23 protein-coding genes and 1 pseudogene are annotated in these 21813 nt (G+C 33.8%); 2 read left to right on the top strand and 22 right to left on the bottom strand.

Annotated elements, in window-relative coordinates:
• Position 1 precedes the first annotated feature (1 nt).
• The 12 genes and pseudogenes from CPG45_RS10265 to glmM all read right to left on the bottom strand — a co-directional run bounded on the left by CPG45_RS10265 (position 2) and on the right by glmM (position 10244).
• On the bottom strand, positions 2-859 hold the full coding sequence (locus CPG45_RS10265; protein WP_096231807.1) for an ABC transporter ATP-binding protein: 858 nt from the start codon (positions 857-859) through the stop codon (positions 2-4).
• A gap of 1 nt (position 860) precedes the next feature.
• Positions 861-1235 (bottom strand): GntR family transcriptional regulator, encoded by a 375-nt coding sequence (locus CPG45_RS10260; protein ID WP_096231806.1) that lies wholly within the window; start codon positions 1233-1235, stop codon positions 861-863.
• Positions 1236-1609: 374 nt separating this feature from the next.
• Positions 1610-1849: a hypothetical protein gene (locus tag CPG45_RS10255; protein ID WP_096231805.1), complete on the bottom strand. Its 240-nt coding sequence runs from the start codon at positions 1847-1849 to the stop codon at positions 1610-1612.
• Between the two features lie 131 nt (positions 1850-1980).
• A complete protein-coding gene (locus tag CPG45_RS10250; protein ID WP_096231804.1) occupies positions 1981-2517 on the bottom strand; it encodes a hypothetical protein in 537 nt (178 codons plus the stop codon).
• Positions 2518-2587: 70 nt separating this feature from the next.
• Positions 2588-3080: pseudogene (locus CPG45_RS18020) on the bottom strand (Csac_0668 family 2Fe-2S cluster-binding (seleno)protein).
• 63 nt (positions 3081-3143) lie between these two features.
• Positions 3144-3695, bottom strand: a complete 552-nt coding sequence (locus CPG45_RS10240; protein WP_096231803.1) for a flavodoxin domain-containing protein — start codon at positions 3693-3695, stop codon at positions 3144-3146.
• A gap of 64 nt (positions 3696-3759) precedes the next feature.
• Complete coding sequence (locus CPG45_RS18210) at positions 3760-4041, bottom strand: CPBP family intramembrane glutamic endopeptidase (RefSeq protein ID WP_157732378.1); 282 nt, start codon at positions 4039-4041, stop codon at positions 3760-3762.
• Positions 3990-4418: a hypothetical protein gene (locus tag CPG45_RS10230; protein WP_096231801.1), complete on the bottom strand. Its 429-nt coding sequence runs from the start codon at positions 4416-4418 to the stop codon at positions 3990-3992. Before CPG45_RS10230 ends, CPG45_RS18210 begins: the two co-directional genes overlap by 52 nt.
• The gene (locus tag CPG45_RS10225; protein ID WP_096231800.1) at positions 4415-5068 is read right to left on the bottom strand and encodes a LysE family transporter; all 654 of its coding nucleotides are present in this window, start codon (positions 5066-5068) and stop codon (positions 4415-4417) included. Before CPG45_RS10225 ends, CPG45_RS10230 begins: the two co-directional genes overlap by 4 nt.
• Positions 5069-5108: 40 nt before the next feature.
• Positions 5109-5663 carry a plasmid pRiA4b ORF-3 family protein gene (locus CPG45_RS10220; protein ID WP_096231799.1) on the bottom strand — a complete coding sequence of 185 codons (555 nt, stop codon included), beginning with the start codon at positions 5661-5663 and terminating at the stop codon, positions 5109-5111.
• A 1011-nt stretch (positions 5664-6674) separates the two neighbouring features.
• A complete protein-coding gene (glmS, locus tag CPG45_RS10215; protein WP_096231798.1) occupies positions 6675-8501 on the bottom strand; it encodes a glutamine--fructose-6-phosphate transaminase (isomerizing) in 1827 nt (608 codons plus the stop codon).
• A gap of 399 nt (positions 8502-8900) precedes the next feature.
• Positions 8901-10244, bottom strand: coding sequence for a phosphoglucosamine mutase (gene glmM / locus CPG45_RS10210; protein WP_096231797.1), 1344 nt, complete (start codon positions 10242-10244; stop codon positions 8901-8903).
• Positions 10245-10441: 197 nt separating this feature from the next.
• On the opposite strand from glmM, the gene dinB reads away from it, so the two are divergent.
• The gene (gene dinB, locus CPG45_RS10205) at positions 10442-11683 is read left to right on the top strand and encodes a DNA polymerase IV (protein WP_096231796.1); all 1242 of its coding nucleotides are present in this window, start codon (positions 10442-10444) and stop codon (positions 11681-11683) included.
• 6 nt (positions 11684-11689) lie between these two features.
• Here dinB and CPG45_RS10200 read toward each other — a convergent pair whose 3' ends face one another.
• From CPG45_RS10200 to cwlD, 10 genes are all read right to left on the bottom strand, one after another.
• Positions 11690-11941 carry a hypothetical protein gene (locus tag CPG45_RS10200; RefSeq protein ID WP_096231795.1) on the bottom strand — a complete coding sequence of 84 codons (252 nt, stop codon included), beginning with the start codon at positions 11939-11941 and terminating at the stop codon, positions 11690-11692.
• Positions 11942-12028: 87 nt separating this feature from the next.
• A complete protein-coding gene (locus CPG45_RS10195; protein WP_096231794.1) occupies positions 12029-12628 on the bottom strand; it encodes a lysophospholipid acyltransferase family protein in 600 nt (199 codons plus the stop codon).
• A 96-nt stretch (positions 12629-12724) separates the two neighbouring features.
• Entirely contained in the window at positions 12725-12955 is a 231-nt protein-coding gene (locus tag CPG45_RS10190; protein ID WP_096231793.1) for a 2-oxoacid:acceptor oxidoreductase family protein, read from the bottom strand.
• Between the two features lie 137 nt (positions 12956-13092).
• On the bottom strand, positions 13093-14280 hold the full coding sequence (locus CPG45_RS10185; protein ID WP_096231792.1) for a CdaR family protein: 1188 nt from the start codon (positions 14278-14280) through the stop codon (positions 13093-13095).
• Positions 14270-15103, bottom strand: a complete 834-nt coding sequence (cdaA, locus tag CPG45_RS10180; RefSeq protein WP_096231791.1) for a diadenylate cyclase CdaA — start codon at positions 15101-15103, stop codon at positions 14270-14272. Before cdaA ends, CPG45_RS10185 begins: the two co-directional genes overlap by 11 nt.
• Positions 15104-15266: 163 nt before the next feature.
• A complete protein-coding gene (locus CPG45_RS10175) occupies positions 15267-15680 on the bottom strand; it encodes a universal stress protein (protein WP_096231790.1) in 414 nt (137 codons plus the stop codon).
• Between the two features lie 99 nt (positions 15681-15779).
• Positions 15780-17912 carry a transglutaminase TgpA family protein gene (locus CPG45_RS10170; protein ID WP_096231789.1) on the bottom strand — a complete coding sequence of 711 codons (2133 nt, stop codon included), beginning with the start codon at positions 17910-17912 and terminating at the stop codon, positions 15780-15782.
• Complete coding sequence (locus CPG45_RS10165; protein WP_096231788.1) at positions 17875-19035, bottom strand: DUF58 domain-containing protein; 1161 nt, start codon at positions 19033-19035, stop codon at positions 17875-17877. Before CPG45_RS10165 ends, CPG45_RS10170 begins: the two co-directional genes overlap by 38 nt.
• Positions 19028-19966 carry an AAA family ATPase gene (locus CPG45_RS10160; RefSeq protein ID WP_096231787.1) on the bottom strand — a complete coding sequence of 313 codons (939 nt, stop codon included), beginning with the start codon at positions 19964-19966 and terminating at the stop codon, positions 19028-19030. Before CPG45_RS10160 ends, CPG45_RS10165 begins: the two co-directional genes overlap by 8 nt.
• 131 nt (positions 19967-20097) lie before the next feature.
• Complete coding sequence (gene cwlD / locus CPG45_RS10155) at positions 20098-20772, bottom strand: N-acetylmuramoyl-L-alanine amidase CwlD (RefSeq protein ID WP_096231786.1); 675 nt, start codon at positions 20770-20772, stop codon at positions 20098-20100.
• Between the two features lie 109 nt (positions 20773-20881).
• Between cwlD and CPG45_RS10150 the strand changes: the two genes are divergently transcribed.
• Entirely contained in the window at positions 20882-21796 is a 915-nt protein-coding gene (locus tag CPG45_RS10150) for a LysM peptidoglycan-binding domain-containing protein (RefSeq protein WP_096231785.1), read from the top strand.
• Positions 21797-21813 lie beyond the last annotated feature (17 nt).

Raw genomic sequence — 21813 nt, 5'->3', positions numbered from 1 at the left:
TTTATACCCTCCTTGCATAATAGAGCATTATATCATCAAGAGACGGTTTATCAATAATAACCCTGTCTCTTAGCATCCTTTTTACCTGCTGCCTGTTTTCTGTAAGTCCCTCAAATCCAAACTGGTTTTCTTTTATTCCAATAAAATACTTCCTTACATCAGCATTAAGTATTTCTTTTGGTCCTTTGACCAATCCGTGCTTTTCAAAGATATCATCTTTGGGACAAGAAAACACAATACTTCCATTATTGATAAATGATATGTAATCCGCTATCTTATCCAAGTCGGATGTAATATGGGTTGAGAAAAATACGCTTTTATTTTCATCTTGTATAAGCAAGGTTAGTATATCCAACAGTTCACTCCGTATAATGGGGTCAAGCCCTGAAGTTGGCTCATCCATTATTAGCAACTCTGCATCATGCGATAATGCAACGGCAATGGAAAATTTCATTTTCATTCCTTTCGATAATTCCTTTATCTTTTTTTTAGAAGGCAGGGAAAACTCCTTAATGTATTTATTGAATAAACTATCATTCCAGTTTTTGTAGAAAGGGGCTATTACTCTTTTCATTTCCATAACAGTTAGTTCTTCATAAAAATAGTTTTCATCAAATACAAATCCGATTCTGTTTTTCACTTCTTTCTCATGCTTAATATTATCCAGTCCAAATATTTTAATTTCCCCATCATCTTTTTTAAGCAAATTCATAATAAATTTTATGGTTGTACTCTTTCCTGCCCCATTTGGGCCAATAAAGCCCATAATATATCCTTTTTCCAAAGTAAAATTTACATTTTTTAGAGCAAAATCTTTGAACTTCTTTTTTAAATTTTTTACTTCTAAAACAGGTGCCATGTTATACCTCCTCATAAAGTATTTTTAACATTTTCTGCATTTCTTCGAGAGACAACTCAATAGACCTACCCGCATCAACTGCTTCTGCCAATTTTTCTTCAACAATTTTTAAGCGCATTTCTTTTAGCAGTTCTTTGTTTTGAGCCGCCACGAAAGAACCTTTACCTTGTACTGTTACTATGTAGCCATCATTCTCCAATTCTTCATATGCTTTTTTTGTGGTAATGACGCTTATCTGCAGGTCTTTGGCCAGACTCCGTATAGAAGGAAGCATCTCATTCTCTGCAAGTTCTCCTCTGATAATCATATTCTTAATCTGTTTGACAATCTGTTCATAAATCGGCTCCTGTGAAGAGTTAGAAATAATAATATTCATCTATGGTCTCTTATCCCTCCCGCATATAAACTATGTATAAATATTATGGTGTATATATACATCATATACACTTATGTTATTTTTGTCAATACAAATGATAAATTAAAAATCATGTCATACTGCCAACCATCTTAAAATCTTACCTTCCTTACCTCAGCCCTATTGCTATAGTTACTTCCATTTAAAAAAATGAACCCATAAAGTGTTTAACCCCTATATTTTACAGGCTCATTTATAAATAATCCCATTATTTTCACTTTTGCTATCTCTTAAACAAATATTTATTTACTTGTCTGCCATGAACATGTCCAGATAAAACTAATATACCTTACTTATTTCACCATATAATATATAAAAAGACCGCTTGATAGAAATTAATCCTTTTTCTCAAGACCTATAAGAGAAATTAATAAGCCAGAAAGCGCTATTAAATATTCAATACCACCAAGATTAGAATTAGGGTCAACTGCAATTATTCCTCCGAATAAAGTTATATTTATTCCTAAAAGCATTACTTTAAAACCTGAAGCACCCTTCTTTAATCCATGAACAATAAAACCTACAATCAAACTTAATACAACTAAAAATATCGTTGTCGATAGAACATATTTCATTTCACAAAAACTCCTTCCTTTAATTTATAATATACTACTAGCAGGTATGAATTTCTATCATAATTGCATTGAATTGTATGATATATCTTAAAAACTTTGTCTTATATAGATTTGAAACATAAACCTTTTTTCTATTGCCCATTTAAAAGTTCCTTCAATATTGCTTTAGATTCCTGCGGAAGTATTTTGACAAAATGTTCCAGCCCGATGTTGTACAAAAGGGCAATTATCATATTTTCCCGTTCTCTTAAATCCGCCAGCGCCTGTCCATCAAAGAGTTCCAATTTGTTTTCGTATGGAGTATACTGAGCCCACTGCTCACAAGTGAGCCTCTGTGGTTCTTTAAGAGGTATTAGTTCTTCCTTATCTTGTGGCGGCATAAAATATTCAAACGCATTCTCTACCCATTTTATAAAGTCCCGCTCTTCTGGAATTTTACCGCCATTTTCTGCTATTTGCTGATTTACAGTGTCTTCTGCTATTTTCTTAATATCTTCTTTGCCGTCAAAAACCCTCAAAACAGTACTCTCGGGCAACTCAATAGTCTGTAATACTTGTTTTATACTAAAACCCATTCCTTTCAACTTCTTTACAATATGCAGTGTACAAGACATTTCTCCTGTTAACTGACCTATTTTTCTTGCTTCTTCATGCATATCAATTCCCATATGCCTTTTCCCTCCCTAAAGTTCATAAGCCGCAATATATAAAAAATGCAGTATTAAATATTAACTGCACTTATTTCATGGATAACCCCTTGTCTATTGCCTCCTGAATTATTTTGTGACAGCATTTCCCTAAGGGGTTATTCTTTTCACATTGGCTGTTTTTCATCGCCCCTGTGATTTCTATAATATCTTTAACTGTTTTTGCACCATCTTTTATTACGGCATCTATTACTTGTTCCTCTGTAACCTTGCTGCAGTAGCAGGCGTAATTAGGATTAGCATCTTTTTTAAACCATATAGGTAGTTTTCACTTGCTGCTTTTCAAACTTAACATCTGATTGTGGATTATAATAAACAACATCACATTCTTCATTTACACATATATAATAATCCATATCTCCGACCGATTCTGCAAGGGTATCAACTACCAAATGCCTGATTGTAATATTTTTTACTTTAATTCCTGATGTTTTACATACAGGACATATATCGTCATTTTCTATTTTATGAGATGTCTCTTTTCCACCACAGCGACAGCAATTATTTATTTTTTCATTTATCATTTTTCACTTCCCTCTCTTATACCAAATTTTTATTATAATTTTAATTTCTATTGTGTATAACTGTCATTTGGTCCTACTTTTTATTAATTCAATAATCGGATTTATTGATTTTTTATTTGTCCAGTCAACAGGATGTTTATAGCATGCAAGCATTCCTTTTTCATCATCAGTAAGTTCATCAGGCTTCTTATGCTCCAGTTTTTTCTTAAGAAGATACATTAAAACCTTATCAATTGGATTTAACTTCTTATAATTGAAGCCACCCCGCAAGTGGAAGAAATGAACTCTTTCCTTCATTTCTTCAGTAAAATTATTATTTTTAATATCGTCTATTGCTTCAGGATATACTGGAGACGCACCTACAGAAAACACTATCACTTTTCTATCTTTTAATTTGTCGAAGTTCTTTTTTATGAGTGAGATACCCAAAATACCAGCAGCATACAACGAACCGCCATAAACAATTGTATCATATTTGAGAATGTCGTTTAATGTAATTTTAGACCTTTCAAATAAATCCGCCTTGACTTCATCTGCAATCCACTGTGCATAGCGTTGTGCACTGCCATATTTTGATTTGTAAATAACAACTACTTTATTACTGTTATCTTCCATAATTTTAACCCCCTTACCAATTAAGTTTTCAGATTAAAACAAACACAAATAATAGTCTTAATCTTCATAAGAGAAAATAACTCAACAATGCAATTGCCGCATCATGTAAGCCATGTGCTACCGATACGGATACTGTTGAGCAGTTTTTCATTTTATACTTTGAAAATCCATAAAACAGTCCCAATATTGTTGTCATTATCACTTGCAAAACATTGCGTCCGTTTGGAAAGTGCCATAATCCAAATAATAATGACGAAAAAATTATGGCGAATAAATCAGATTTTGTTGCTACCGCTAACCTTTGTATGAAATAACCTCTAAAGATAAACTCTTCTCCAAAAACCACAATAAAAAATCATAAATAAGATAAAATAGCAATACCCAAATAGAGGAATATTTAATACTCAATACATCCTCCTTGCTAAATCCAAAAAATAACGGCAAAACAACAAAGGAAATAGTTATACAAAAAATAAAAAAAACAATCTTCAACTGCTTTCCAATATTGTCTTTTGTATACCCTAATTGCGTGAAAGGGATTTTCCTTAAAATAATAATTAGAAACGGAATTGCTGTCACAACTACATATACCAGTAATGTAATTATTATTTTTGTTGGAATGTCTCCTCCCAGCGATACAATCACTGTGCTAAATCCAGCAATAATTAAAGCAGTTATATATACAAATGCTAATTCAAACCATATACCAATCTTTTTTCTCACTTTATCGCCCCCAATAGCATCTTCCAGCCGCTGCCTATAAAATATATTGAAAATGCTATAATAAATATGCCCAACAATAAAATAATCCAGCGATATACAACATCACTTATCAGTTTCTTGCCTTTGGAAAATGCTGTGGAAATTGCTGAATACCAGACAAAGTCTGATAAAACATGTCCGATGAAAAAGAAAAATACACCAATTAAACCTGAAGTATAAGACTGTCGTATTGATTCCATCCCCGTTGACGCCCACCAGAGAATGAAGTAGGGATTAGTAGCACTTACAAGTGCTCCCGCCAATACAAGATTTCTCATGCCTGCACTATTCCCTGCTCTTTGGTTCTCCAGAGAAACTGACTTATTTATACCAGACTTTATCATTCCATACCCCATCCATGCAAGAAAAGCACCGCCAAATAATCCGATAAATCCTGCAACTGTCGGATTAGAGAAGAAATCTTTAAGTCCGAACGTCATGATGATAATTAGTATAAGTTCCAGGATTCCATGTCCTAATACTGTCAAAGGGCCTGCTCTCCACCCTTTTTTAAGACTGCCATCAATCGTGACCCCTAACATAGGCCCAGGCATCATTGCTCCTGAAAAGCCTATTAAAAAAGCACTAATGAAAATTCCCCACAAAACCATGTTAATTAGCCCCTCTTAGTCAAAAGTAAACCCTTAATCTTTACTTTATCATCTTTAACATATTATTGACTTCATCTATGCTAAATTCTTCAGGGTCAAATGAACCTCCTACCCATTCAAGCATGGATTCATGCTCTGGATGCTGCGGGTCTTGGATTGCTTCAAGAAAGTTTTCATATCTCCATGGCCCCCCTACATCTTCAGGCGGGCAATTTCTTTTACCACCGATACATACTGGATATTTAACGCCTTCTTCTGGGTCAAGCACCTTCTCAACAACAATGTCATGCCTCCAATTATCACCAAAATCATAAACATATCTGAATTTATCCTTGGGCGCAAAGTTCATACTGCTTACCTTTACCCTTTTTGCACTTTTTACTTCATATCTGCTACAAAAGTCCCAATCATCATCTTTTTCCCCTATAATTATATCTCCCAGATTGAACTCATAAAGGTGGGATTCAAACCATCCCATTGCATACTGGATTATCCTGTGGAGTTTATAAAATGTGATGTCGTCTCTAACCAATACCCTCCTCCAGACAGGAGGCTTTACGTCTTTTAATGTTATTTTCAACTGAAGAATTTTCATACCCTCACGGCTCCTTTTACTTGTATTGATGCACTTCTATTTTATCATTTCTCTATATTCTGCAATAGTAAAAACAATATCCTATTATCATTATACATTAATATTTATTTATCCAAATACCTTACTATAAATATCGGCTTTTATTTTTTAATATCCATGCTCTGAATCCTGATAATAAATTCCCGTTATAACTTCAATTTTATTTTGATAGAATTTTGCTACTTATGAAACAAGCATTCTGCATTTGTAATTCTTAATCTTTATCCTATTTTCATACCCCTTTATAACCTTTCAATGACATAACTTCATTATTCCAGGACCAACATTATTTCCATGGAAGCAACTTTATTATTACAGAACTGACTTTATTATAATAGAATCAACTTTATTATCACAGAGTCAACTTTATTATTTTATTGACTTTTCCTTATTCCTCATCCAAAAAATCCTTGTCACTAACTATGTATATTTAAAATAATCTCCACTCCACCCACACCCCTCAAACCCTTATCCCTTCTTGCCTTGAACCTATTTCCCTATTTCTTTCCAGATAATAAAGTCCACTCTAAAATTCCATATTTTTATCCCATTTATTAACACTTTTTCCTTAATCCTTGTAATAATTTTTAAAATAAAGTCAGTTTTAAATAGGAGCAAGTTGAAAGGAAAAAGGGATAAGGTTGCATTTTCTCATATTGTTTTTCTAATGCTTTTTATCCATCCTGGTATCAATATCTCAATCAATATAGTAATCAGTACTTCTCTCAATCCCTTTAAAATCAGTACTTTCATGGCTGTAATCATCATAATATTCTAATGCAAAATCTATTCTCCTTAACCCTTACACCTTATCCCTGTCTACCCTCCCAAAAAGCAAACCCCGCAGCAAATCAGGAGTTATCCTGCATCTGCTACGGGATTTTGTAACAAACTTTATTATCATAGAGTCAACTTTATTATTATGGAGTGGAGTTTATTTTAGTTATATAACAACAGAACCTTTCCCATGTGTCATTCTACGGTTACGCTTTTTGCAAGGTTACGAGGTTTATCAACATCGCATCCTTTTTCAACTGCCATGTAGTAGGCTAAAAGCTGCAGCGGTATTACTGTGATTATAGGAGCTACTTCTTCCATCGTCTTCGGTAAATATATGACTTTCTCGACGATTCCTTCTAATTGCTTATTTCCTTCCATTGCAAATGCAAGTACGTAGCCGCCTCTTGTTGTTACTTCTCTTATATTGCTGAGCATCTTCTCAAAAAGGTGTTCCTGTGTTGCCAATGCAATGACTAATGTGCCATTTTCAATCAATGCTAATGTTCCATGTTTTAATTCACCTGCTGCGTATGCTTCTGAATGTATATATGATATTTCTTTAAGCTTTAAAGATCCTTCCATAGCGACAGCGTAGTCAAGACCTCTTCCCAAATAGAATACGTCTTTCGTATTAAAATGATTTGATGCAAATTCTTGAAGCTCATCTTTGTAATTCAATATGCGTTCTGCCTTCTCAGGAAGTTTCTTTAACTCATCGCAGATCTGTTTTGCATATTCTTTTTCTATAGTACCTTTCTTTAATGCAAAGTCAAGTGCTATAAGGTACAGTGCTACAAGCTGTGTCGTATATGCTTTTGTCGATGCGACCGCGATTTCTGGACCTGCCCATGTATAGATTACATCATCTGCTTCTCTCGATATAGAGCTTCCTACGACATTTGTTATGGCAATAACCCTTGATTCATGTCTTTTTGCTTCTTTTAATGCTGCAATCGTATCAGCCGTCTCACCAGACTGGCTTACTACTATTGTAAGGGTTTTTTCGTTTATTATCGGATCTCTATATCTAAATTCTGATGCTATATCTACTTCAACAGGTATTCTTGCAAATTTCTCTATAGCATATTTCCCGACAACACCTGCATGATATGCTGTACCACATGCTACTATGAATATCTTTTCTATTTTATCAAGTTCGTCCTTTGTTATTTTTACTTTATCAAGGATTATCTCATCATCATTTACTATTCTTCCTCTTAAGGTGTCTTTTATAGCGTTTGGCTGTTCATGTATTTCTTTTAACATAAAATGTTCATATCCGCCTTTTTCTGCCGCTTCTACATTCCATTTTACTTCATAAACAGATTTTTCTACATTTTTGCCAAACTCGTCTATAACTTTGACACTGTCTTTTTTTATTATCGCAATTTCTTTATCATCAAGAAAGAATACTTTCCTCGTATGCTTTAATATAGCAGGAACATCCGAAGCTATGAAGTTTTCACCTTCCCCAAGACCTACTATAAGTGGGGCATCCTTTCTTGCAGCAACTATCATATCTGGATGGTCTTTTGAGAGAACACCAAGCGCATAAGAACCCTCTATCCTATCGAGGACTTTCATAACTGCCTCTACAATGTCCCCTTTATAATAGTACTCAAGAAGATTTGCAACAACTTCTGTGTCTGTCTCTGATTTAAAAGTATACCCTTCTTCTATAAGTCTCTTCTTCAATGGTAAATAATTTTCTATTATACCGTTATGGACAACGGCTATTATCCCTGATTGTGATAAATGTGGGTGTGAATTTATATCAGATGGTTCTCCATGTGTTGCCCACCTCGTATGTCCTATTCCAATAGAACCATAAAGATTTTCCTTCTTTAATGCCTCTTCAAGTACGCTGATTCTGCCTTTTGATTTCTTTATACTTATATTTCCGTCATTTAAGACAGCTATACCGGCAGAGTCGTACCCCCTATACTCGAGTTTTTTAAGACCTTCAATCAATATTGGCGTCGCCTGTTCATCACCAATATATCCAACAATTCCACACATAGTAAATCTCCTCTCGATATTTTATATATTTAATTTTCCCTGCTCGAACCGCTCTATGCCAGTGGTCACCCATGGTTTTTCCGGTTCTCTATCGATCGCAGGAGACCGCAGGGCATCCGCCGAAATCTCGATAAACCCTGTCCTCGTCAACTTAAAGTTTCCTTTAAGCCCAGGCGCTTCTATTTAGTTGTCAGTGTCATGGGCATTCCCCCTTTCAATGATTATACTTACTCTTAGGTATTACTTAAAGGTCTGAGATTCTTCGCTTCACTAAGAATAACATCAGAGAAGTATCCTCCTAAATTCGGATTCTCCCTTTTGCTCAGAATAACATATATAAGTTGCATTTTATAATTAATCAGGAAGTGTACTAATATACTTCCTGTATTAATAACAATATTAGTTCAACTTCTTTTCGATTAAACTTGCCAATTCCTTCGCCATTGTTTCAATTTTTTCTTGATCTTTTCCTTCAACCATTACTCTAACGAGTGGCTCTGTTCCTGACGGTCTTATTAAGACACGGCCTTCACCTTTCATTTCATCTTCTAATTTCTTTATTTCCCTCGCTATGACTTCATCATCCATATAATTATGCTTAAGTTCATTTTTTACTTTTGCGTTTATCAGTACCTGTGGGTATGATACCATACTTCCGGCTAATTCTGAAAGATTCTTGCCACTTAATTTGAGTAATTCCGCAACTTTTAATGCAGTAATCTCGCCATCTCCTGTTGTATTGTGGTCAAGAAATATTATATGACCTGATTGCTCGCCACCTATTGAGTAACCGTTTCTAACCATTTCCTCCAATACATATCTGTCGCCGACTTTTGTTTTAACGACATCTATGCCATTTTGCTTAAGTGCGATATCGAGACCTATATTGCTCATTACAGTAACAACTACTGTATTTTTATTAAGTTTACCTATATTCTTTAGATGTATACCACACATTACTATTATATGGTCTCCATCAACAATGTTTCCTTTTTCATCAACGGCAATTAGTCTATCTGCATCACCGTCAAATGCAAATCCTACATCAGCGCCGGATCCTGCAACAATCTCTTGCAATTTTTGAGGATTTGTGGAACCACATTTAACATTGATTTTCTCACCATTCGGCTGTGCACCATACAATATAACATCTGCACCGAGTTCATTAAATAATACCGGTGCAACAGTGCTACTGGCACCATATGCACAGTCAAGAACAACTTTCAATCCTCTTAAGTCACAATTTATCGTGGATTTTAAAAATTCGATGTAGTCTCTTTGTGCGCTTGTATTTTCCTTGTAAATCCCAACACCCATTCCTGTAGGAATCGGTAAATCGATTTTTTCCTTTATAATCTTTTCTATTTTGTCTTCCATTTCATCTGGAAGCTTATAACCATCTTTATTAAAAAACTTTATTCCATTGTATTCGACAGGATTATGTGATGCTGAAATAACGACACCTGCATCCGCATTGTATAACCTCGTAAGATATGCAACAGCAGGTGTTGGTATTATCCCTGCACTTATAACTTCTGCACCTACCGATGTAAGTCCTGCTGTTAGTGCACTCTGCAGCATATCACCTGATATACGGCTGTCTCTTCCTATCAAAATTTTGGGCCTCCTCGTGCCCTCTGTTAAAACAAAGGCGCCGGCTCTTCCAAGCTCGAAAGCGAGATGTGGTGTTAATTCCTTATTTGCAACACCTCTCACTCCATCTGTTCCGAATAATCTCGCCATACAATCCATTCCTTTCACCGTATTTATGACTGAAAAATTCACACGACAATATTTTAACACAATAAAACGTACAATTCAATTTAAGTTATATATTATATAATATGCCATAAAAAACCTCTTTTATTTTTTCATAAAATATCATATACTATTATACGAACAAAAGTTTTGAGAACATTAGTTCATTGGGGTGCTTATATATGAGGAACATTCTTCACGTCGATATGAATGCTTTTTACGCTTCATGCGAACAGTCAAGGGATAAGAGTTTAAAAGGTAAACCAGTACTCATTGCCGGCGACCCTTCAAGGCGCCATGGAATTGTCCTTACTGCTTCATATGAAGCAAGGAAATATGGGATAAAAACGGGTATGGCTAATTGGCAGGCAAGTGTGCTTTGTCCTGATGCAATATTTTTAAAGCCCGACTTCGATAGCTATGTACAGTATTCCATTAAAATGATAAATATTTTAAAAGAATTTTCTCCTTTGGTAGAGCAATTTTCCATTGATGAAGCATGGGTTGATGTTACAGGTTGTGAAGGCTTATTTGGAAATCCCATTGATATTGCTCATAAGATACAAAACAGGATTAAAGACACCCTTGACTTGCCGTGTTCCATAGGTATTTCGGAAAATAAGCTTATCGCGAAAATGGCATCAGAATTAAAAAAGCCTATGGGAATCACATTTCTTCCCATAGACAAAGTAAAAGATGTCCTATGGCCTCTTGACATTGAAGAACTTATGTGGATCGGACATGCGAGGGGAAAAAAATTAAAAAGTCTCGGCATAAATACGATTGGAGACTTAGCACATACTCCCATTACCTTCCTTTCGGATCTTTTTGGAAAGTGCGGGCGCGATATATATTATTTTGCAAATGGCATTGACCTAAGTCCTGTAAAACCTTATGCTATAGATGCCAAATCTTTTGGGAATACTATTACACTTCCGAGAGATTATACAGATATCGAAGATATCAAAAGAGGTATGCTTTCACTTTCTGAAATGGTAGGTTCCCGCATGAGAAAGCAGAACTTCATGGGAAAAACAGTAAGTATAACCGTGAAGGATGCCGATTTTAAGACATTGACCCGATCTCAAACAATTGATTACACAGTTTTGACAGAAGATATCTTTGATGCCGCTATGAAGCTTTTTACGGAGAATTACGGCTTGAGATTTAAAATAAGAATGCTTGGTGTAAGCATATCGAACCTTGTGAAAATCGACCGGGATATTCAATTAAGCTTATTTCAGAATTTGAGATATGAAAAGCTAAAAAAACTCAATTATGCAGTTGATATGATAAGAGATAGATATGGATTTGACAGTATTTCACGAGGGTTAATCCTATCAGGTGAAAGGGTAAAGCAAATTGCGCCCTTATCAGGCATGAAAAATTTTGATCCGAGAGCACACAGTTATTTTGAGCTTTAATATTCTTTATGACAGTATTTCTAATATCGTGTTTATCTTATCCAATGTTGCTGTTGAACCTCTTTTGATACATTCTTCAGCGAGATTGAATTTGTACCACTTCATATCCCTCATATCTGGTTTTATTATGACTATATCATCTGTCATATTCTTTACATAAAAATACCTCTCCGTATCTTCATCGGCAAGTTCTAAGGATTTATATGTATATCTTATTACTTCGGGAATCCTACTTTTTATATTTTTATATATGTCCATATTTCTTCTCCTCTTATTATATCTGTAGCAGTTACGGCAAATGATATCTTAAGTTCTCTATCACGCACTCCTTCATATCAAATAGTTTTATGCTTCAATGAGTTTTTTTACCTTATGCATAACTTTATCTTTCAATGTTTCTATTGATTCATTTTTTGGCAATGACATATCTGGATATATGGCACTTCCTATTTTGACAGATATTTTTCCTTCACCAAGTTTATATTTGCCTAACGGCATTATATCATATGTGCCATTTATTCCTATAGGAACTATAGGTCTTCCAGATTTATATGAAAGGTACATAGCACCTTTATAACCTTCCTTTAGTTCTCCATTTGGTGAGATACCGCCTTCCGGGAATAATGCTATAGAATACCCCTTATTTAAGACATTAAGTGCCCTTTTTATAGCATTTATATCCGCCGATTTTTTCTTTATCGGTATATTACCTGTTGTTATCAATATATAATTTAAAATTGGTATCTTATATAAGTCCTCACTGGCAAGAAAGATGACTTTCCTATTTAGTGCATCAACTACAGCAATTGGATCTAAAAGGCTTTGATGATTCGCCACAAATATACAGGGTTCATCTGGAATCCTGTCTTCGTATATCACTTTAAAGCTGTAAAATAACATAAATAACATGGCTGTTAATATTTTTATAAAATAATATAAGAACATTTATATCACCCCTATCTATAATAGATATTTTTGTCAAAAATGTTCTATTTATGCCCAAAAAAATAACCTCCATATAGGAGGATTATTAATTTTAATTTACTCTATAATTAATTCCGAGTTTATAAAATCTTTCCCTTTATTATATGCCAGCATATTAATTGGTATAAGATTTTCTTTTAGTATTTTTCTAAGTGCATTCATTATTACTTCTTCAGTGACTATATTCTTAGTCATCATTATTGCCCCGATCACAACTATATTGGCAGTCTTTAAATTTCCAAGCTGATTTGCAATATCATTCACAGGTATTCTATATGTCAATATCACTGTATATGCATTTATAAATTTAAATTCACTTTTAGGTTAAAGGTTGAAAAAAACATTTATTTTGCACTTTATAGAAATTAATGTCTATACTACCCTATGTAAAATAAAAAAGGCTATGAAGCCTTTATTTAATGCATTTACGGTATATTTACACTTAAAGTATTTGGACTAATCTTTGTTATTTTTAAGTTTAGATCGGTCGTAACATTGACATTTGCATTTTGCTTACCCGAACTTAAATTCGATATATCGATAGATGCATTGAAGTTATCCGCTGTAGTATTATTGACTACACTTTCAAGTCCTTCAACAGAAATGGTAATTGATGAATTATTAAGTGTTACATTTCTATTATTTGTATCTTTTACTTCAATATTTGTCAATGTTATATCTTTCGTTATTATTTTCTGAATGTCAATATAGACTTTTGCCGTAGAATCTTTTACAAGGCTTACACCCTGTGGCAGGTCAAATTGAACATTTTGTGTAAGTGAGTGGTTCAATCCTGTAATATCAATCTGCTTTGTATTGATATTCTTTATACCATTTAAAACCGCATCTTCCCCTGTCACATAGACATATTCTGGTAGAACATTAACAGCTGCAATATCATAACCATTTTGAGGTTTCCCAAAAATTTTAGCATTTACAGGCACCCTTATGGCTCTGTTTACAGCAATTCCTACGTCAACAAATTTAGGATCTATATTGATTCCCTTAACTTCATTGTTATCCCTATCAACAGCTACGGCAGGTACAGATATCTTTACATCCTTTGTTTTATTTGACATATTCACTTGTGCAATGACATTTTTGACTAAGTTTATTTTGCTCTCAGGCCCACTAATTACGACTTCACCAGGTGTGGAAATTGCCGGCTTCATCGCATAACCATCTGCTACATTGCCACTCACTTTGACACTGACTGGCATCTGTACCTTTGCAATATTATCGATATCTATTTTAATTTCAGAAGGGTTAGCAGAAACAAACGTGATATTCTTTGGAATAGAGCTAATTTCAACCGGAATGACATTCGTACCCTTTGTTGTAACTCTGCTTAAATCAGCTTGTACTTGGATATCAGATGACCTTATACCCATTATATCACTGCGCCTCCCCCTAACCTTAACTGTCACTGTATAATTTTTATTGTCAATTAATGTAAGTCCTTTCTTTTCAAGTGTATTAACATTAACTATATTAACGGGAATATTGCCTATATCAACTGTTATCTCTGGGTTTTTTTCCCCCATAACATAAAGCCATAAAACAAATGCAAGGACAACCGAAAGAATCTTTATGGTTATATTTTTATTCAGCACGTTTATTCCCCCATTTTAACCAATTAGACGCTTTGCTCTCTTTAGCTTTAAACATACTCAAAAGAACTTCTTTTAAGGTCTTTATATCAAGATGCCTTGATATTCTTCCGTTTTGAGCTAATGATATCGTACCAGTTTCTTCAGATACTATGACAGAAACAGCATCGGAAACTTCTGTCACACCTATGGCAGCTCTATGTCTTGTACCAAGTTCTGTACTTAAGTTTTGGTTATCTGTAAGTGGCAGAAAACATCCCGCCGCCATTATCCTGTCACCCCTTATTATGACTGCACCATCATGCAGTGGCGTATTTGGTATAAATGTATTTATCAAAAGCTCACTGGATATCTTTGAATCAAGGGATATACCTGTTTCAATAAGCTCGTTAAGTCCGGTATTTCTCTCTAAAACTATAAGTGCACCTATTTTTGACCTTGAAAGAAATTGTACAGCATCACATATCTCAATTATGACATCTGTTATGTCCTGAACTTCATCATTGATGATGAAAAAATTTCTTCTTATAAATTCGCTTCTGCCAAGTGATTCAAGAGCACGCCGTAATTCCGGCTGAAAAACTATCAAAAGCGCTATTACGCCAACTGTCATAGCATTGCTTAATAAATAATTTACGGTTCTAAGCTGTAGCCATTCGCTTAATTTCGTTAATATTATGAGTATTATAATTCCTTTAAAAAGCTGTTCAGCTCTCGTCTTTCTTATGACTAATATAAGGCGATACATTACATATGCTATGATGGCAATGTCTATTATATCGTTGATTTTCATCGTTTTTATTATTTCTATAAGTCCGCTTAACAAAAAAGCTCACCCCCCGAAGCAAATTATAAATCTAATTAATTGTAGTACTTATTTATAATAATTATACAATACTAGATGATAAAATCCTATAAACTTTGTGTTTTCTAATATAATCTTAATTCCACATACTTTACAATAAATAAAGAAAGTCATAGAATGACAATCATTCTATGACTTCTACCATAATATTGCTTTCTTCAACTCGTTTAATAAGTGGGTTTATTATATCACCATGTAATAGTACATCAAAGGCAGACCTCAGAGATTTACCAACAATTATCTCAGTGATATCGTTTTCCCTGGCGAATTCAGCTAATGTATCGGAAATCTTTTTGCCTACTAAGATAGATACTCTCCCACCTCTCTTTTGTGCCATTTCAAAAAGCTCGAGCAAAATCCTGTGTTCTTTTAAATCTTTGTATATATCGTTATTTTTGTTTACATATACAACACAAAATTCTCCATCTGTTTCCTTAGCTCTTTCAGCTCCTCTTTCAACAAGCCTGCGGCAACTTTTCTGGGGCGTCACGCAAACCATTATTCTGCTCTTTACCCCAGGCTCGTAACTTAAAACCATCAGCAAGCCTCCTATCAGGAGAAATAATTACTTCACTAAATATATTATATATTTAAAAACACATTTATGTCAATCATCGTTTAAACTAATATAATCCTATTAAATTTCTTTTGCTTTGAGATTCTTATTAAGGTAATTCTTTATATATTCAACATCACTTTCAGATGGAATCAAATTTCCATATACCAAATCATTATATATTTTTGTCACCTTGTCAAAGTCGCTAAATCCAGCATCTATTACCTTCTTTTGATATTCTATAGGTGTCTCATTATCATATTTTTTCAATCCTCTTTTTGTAAGTCTCTTTAATATCTTGTTGTAGTAATAGACATATGCAGCTTTACTTGATTCTAAATATTTCTTGAGATAAAAATACCTGTGAATTGCTATTGTCATCGTAAGTATAGCAACTATTAGCATTATCAAAATCGCAATGTATATTTTATTAAGAGGCTTTTTGCTGCCTTGTTGAGCCTTACTTTCCATATTACCATTTTTTATATTATTTTGATTTTCCTCAGTCTTCGGTTTATCGACATTACTTGTGCTATTGTTTGTTTGAGCCATAGAAGGAATCCCAAGATTTACATTTGATGATGTCGAATAAGTTTCTGAATAAATAGCCGTAGGTTCAAACGTGATCCAACCGTAATCTTTAAAGTAAACTTCTACCCATGCATGTGCTAATGACGCCTTAATATCGTAATTATTGCCAAATAACGGTGGCGCTGGCATCTTAAAACCTACAACATATCTTGCAGGAATTCCAATCGTCCTCAGCATAACAACCATTGATGATGCAAAATATGTGCAGTATCCCTTTTTAAGATCAAAGAGAAAATAGTCGACAAAATCTCTTCCCGGTGGTGTTGGCGGCACATCTAAGTCATATGTGTAAGTATTTCTTAAATATTGCTCAATAGCTTTTACTTTGTCATAATCTGTCTTTTTATCCTTCGTAAGATCTTCTGCTAATTTTTTTACTCTTTCTGGTAAATTTGAAGGATACTGCAGATACCTTTTAGTTCTTTGGTCAACAACTGTATTTGAATTTTCAAGGTCCTTAGCATTTATGTTAGGCTTATAATATTCAACAGTATATGGCTTTTGACTGTTTTTTACCTTTGCTATTAATGCTAATGTATTCACATCGTATAAGTTATCAACACTTACATGGTACGGCTGCCATGGTGAAAAGATTATATTCGTATTCATAGAAACAGGATAGATCTCCATCTTTTTAATAGTATATTTTACATTATAAGAGAAAGTCGGCAAAAGATAATTGCCGTCACCAAGTACATGGGAAATCTCCTGGTTTGTCCATCTATTTGATGTATACGTGTCAAAAACTTCTCCTCTTAAATATGTGCTTTCATCAGCTTTTACCCTCATTATAATTTGATCACCTAAGTTCGCTGGGCCACCTAAATCTTGTGAGAAAGATATAAAGTTTGCGTTTGAAAAAGCACTTGCATTGCCTTCTCCTATGCCATTTCTCCATGTTTTTGTAAAGGGAAATAAATCATAAAACTTATCGTTTAATGCCTTCCATTCTACTGGCTCAAACCCCTTCGGCATTGCATATGCGATAGCAGAACTTATTGATGAAAAAATCATAGCTATAATCAAAAGATTTACAACTGCCGCTTTGCCATTGCCTGCTTTTTGGTAGTATTTTAGTGACATATTAACAAAACATACGGCAACATAGAATACTAAGTAGATATACGCTTTATCGACAAAATTATACCATTGGAATATCAAGATTCCCATACCAACAAGCATTGTTAAAAAGTGGCTCTTAATGATGTTGTTTAATAGCGAAATAATCAATGCTATAAGGACACATGTAAGTATTATGGTAAATAATAAATATTTACTTGTTAATCTATCAAAACCATCAGGCCAATTTTTCTCGCTCATATACACTGTTAGCCAATTTACGAACTGGTCAATATATATTACAGCATGTGCCAGCAATTCCTTTTTAACGTAAAACAGGTATGCATCGATAAATATAAATATTGTCAATAATATTATTATGATTTGAGGCCTTTTTAATAGGAAGGTTATGATAGCTGTGAATAAAGAGCATAAGAATATAATGTCATATATGCTGACATTGAAGTTCAACCCATTAAATATCGACAGTGTAAGTATAACAGACAATATAATCGATATAAGGTATTCAAATATATTGAACTTCTTTTTTGTTGGTACTCGCATCTTTAACTCCCCACTGAATAAATTTTACATTTAATTTTTCTAATTTGTCTCTTAATCTTTGATCAATAAGATTTTTATCTGTATAAAATATCATCAGGTCTCTATGAATTCTAATATTTGATAGCCCATTGATGGTACTATCATCAACATGTGGTGTTATAATAGCTATCGTCGAATCATATGGTATGCTTTTAAGACATCTTATAATAAAGTCATTAAAATCATAGCTGAAAACCGGAAATATTGAAAGTGTAGATGTCTTAAATATATCAAAATCCTTTATGCTTTTACCTCTAATGAGTATCTTTCTTGTCTCATAATCCACAAGATTTACTGGTACGTCATTAATAAGACAATATTTTGCAAGTGAGAGCATACACTCTGCACTTCTTTCATCAGTCACACCGTTATAATCATCAGCATAATGTGCTTTATCCAAGTCCCATAGCATATAGACTTCATTTGATGCGGTATATTCATATTCTTTCACGTACAATTTCTGTTTTTTTGCCGATATTCGCCAATGCACTTTCTTTAAGCTATCACCATCAACATATTCACGCAAATTGGATAAATTCGTATAATCTTCATATGACCTATTCTTTACCTCTGTGTTTCCGATCGCGGTCATCGCCGGTAATTTAACTGCGATATTGTATATAAACGGGTATACCGTTATTTTATGATTTGTTTTAAATGTTTTTTTAATTTCAAGGATTCCAAAGGGGTCCCTGATTTTTACCGTTACAGGACCAATTTTATAGATACCCCTTCTTTTGCTTTCAAAAATCCTTTTTACCGCCTTTTTACCAAATGGCTTCAAATTAGTTGTCACAGGTAAAAGCCCTGGATTTTTGTCATCTACAACTATAAATAATATATGGAAAAAACCTTTGTTCCTCAATTTTATCTTATATTTTAGTTTCTCGCCGACATGTGTAACATGGTTTTCTACATCAATATGAAGTTTTACAGATGCGCTAGCTGCCAAAATGTATAAAAGACAAAGTAATAAAAGGGATGAAAGTGCAAAAAAAATGTAATAAATAATTTCTCCACCTGTAAATAATGCAAATAAAAAAGATGCTATTGTCAATGATAAAAGATATATAAAATTACGCATATTTTTTTACCACCGGTACTTTCGTCGTACTTAAGATATCTTCTATTATGCTTTTTTCATCTAAGCCATTTAATTTTGCTTCATTTTTTAATATTATTCTATGTGAAAGAACCGGTACACTTAGATTTTTAACATCATCAGGCAAAACATAATTGCGCCCTTCTATATATGCTTTTGCTTGGGATGCCTTCATTAGATTTATAGCAGCTCTTGGACTTGCTCCCAAAAGGACACTGTTTAAATTTCTTGTATTATTGACGATTGAAATTATATAATTGAGGATACAATCATCAATATACACGGATTTTGCCTCATTCTGCATCTTCTGTATTTCTATTACCGATACAATCGGTTTAATCTCATCTAATGGATCAGACGTTTCGAATCTCTTTAATATTTCTACTTCATGTTTAAGGTCCGGGTAGCCAAGATTGACTTTCATCATAAATCTATCCAGCTGTGCTTCAGGCAATCTAAATGTGCCGTCATATTCTATAGGATTTTGTGTAGCTAATACCATGAAAGGCTCTGGCAATTTATACGTCGTACCATCGACAGTTACCTGCTTTTCCTCCATTGCTTCAAGTAGACTTGACTGTGTCTTAGGTGATGTCCTATTTATCTCGTCAGCAAGCAATATCTGACTCATTATTGGGCCTGGTTTGAATTCAAATTCCCCATTTGCAGGATTATATATAGATACGCCAATTATATCAGATGGTAAAAGATCTGGCGTGAACTGTATCCTTTTAAAGCCGGCGTTTATAGTTTTTGCCAGTGCTTTTACTAAAGAAGTTTTCCCAACACCTGGCACATCCTCAATAAGAACATGTCCACCAGCAACGAGTGTAATAAGGATAAGCTTTATTTCTTCTGTTTTACCTATTATAACTTTGTTTATGTTATCTATTATTTTAACTATGGTTTCCATAATACCTCCCGTATTATAATAGATTTGATATTATTTTCCTCCAATATTTATATTCTAACCAAAATCTATTATCTCATTACTATAAGTATACAAAAAAAAATCTCCTTAAACAAGGAGAGAATGAAGGTAAATTATGAACTTTCTTTAAAATATCTCAATATCCCTTTGTATATTGCCCATGCAACCTTATATTGGTATTTATCATCATTTAATAACCTTTCTTCTTCAGGGTTTGACATGAAACCGCATTCCACTATTACAGCAGGCATTTTTGCATGTCTCAGTATGAAGAATGTGCTGGTCTCTTTTGCCATCCTTTCATTATTTGTATCAAGTGTTTTCTTAAGTTCATCCTGGATTATTTCTGCGAGAAGTTTGCCTTTTTCGGAGTTCTTCTGATAAAATACCTGTGCTCCTTTATATTGTGACTCTGGAAAACTATTTAAATGTATGCTGATAAAAATATCGCCTTTTACATCATTACCAGCATATACTCTGTTTTTTAAGTCTTTCATTAGATTGCTATCTGAAAGTGTATCGTCCTCTCTAGTCATAAGTACTATTCCACCGCTCTCCTCTATCAAATCCTTCAGCTTTGTTGCTATTGCAAGATTTAATTCATCTTCGTCTTTCCCACTTTTCCCTGGTTTCCCGGGGTCATTTCCACCATGGCCGGCATCAATTATTATGATTTTATTCATAACAGGAATGTAAGTTAATGTTTCAATTGATTTATTTAAAACATTATTTAAGAGAATTAGGATAAATAATACAAATGCCAAAATCATGTATTTATTGATTCTCATATACATTTCTCCCTTAATCTATATCATTATAAAATATTCAAATAATAATATAACTATGTCACCATAAAAACTAAATAACATATTATGAATAGAGAAAGGGGGAAATAATATGATTACCTTAGAGTTTACGTATGTTGTACAATCTGGTGATACATTATTTTTAATTGCGAAAAGATTCAACACTTCCGTCGATGCTATCATATCAAGAAACAATATTGTAAATCCATCACTTATATACCCTGGCCAAATATTAATAATACCAGTAAATGGTATATACTACACGGTAATACCAGGTGACAGCGTTTATTTAATAGGGCAACAATTTGGCGTACCTTATGAACCAATAATTTATGTAAATAACATAGTATATCCTTATACAATATATCCGGGACAGGTTTTATTTATACCTAGTGCGGCAGAGCCGGTACCACCTACGCCGCCAACACCACCTACGCCATGTCCATTTTATTATGTCATAAATCCCGGTGATACACTATGGGACATAGCAAATAGATTTGGAGTTTCACTCGATGCTTTAATAAGAGCAAATTATTTGGTAGATCCAAACTTGATTTACCCTGGCCAAACAATCATTATACCATGCCCATCAACACCATCACCAATGCCAGGTGCTCCAACACCTATGCCAGGAACTCCTATGCCTTCACCGGGAACTCCTACACCTACGCCTGGTACACCATTTCCAATGCCACCTGTCACAATACCAATTCCACCGACAACTGGCAGGATGGTTTATATCGTTAAACCTGGTGATACCATCTACACAATTGCAACAAAATTTAACACAACTGTTGATGCTATCTTAAAAGCTAATCCAGAGATAAAAGACCCTTCATTAATTTATCCAGGTCAAAAAATTGTGATACCGGTTATAAAAGAAGATGTTAAAGATGTTGATATGGCAAAAACACAAGAAGATGATATAAACAAAGATGAAACAAAGAGAAAAGAAGATACATCTTTCGAAAATAACAAAAATAATGATACATCAAATGAAAAATAAAACCACCCAAAATGGGT

Origin of the sequence: Thermoanaerobacterium sp. RBIITD (assembly GCF_900205865.1) — a bacterium.
Lineage (GTDB): Bacteria > Bacillota > Thermoanaerobacteria > Thermoanaerobacterales > Thermoanaerobacteraceae > Thermoanaerobacterium.
Note: the sequence above shows the minus strand (reverse complement) of the source record. Positions and strands in the feature narration are given on the sequence as shown.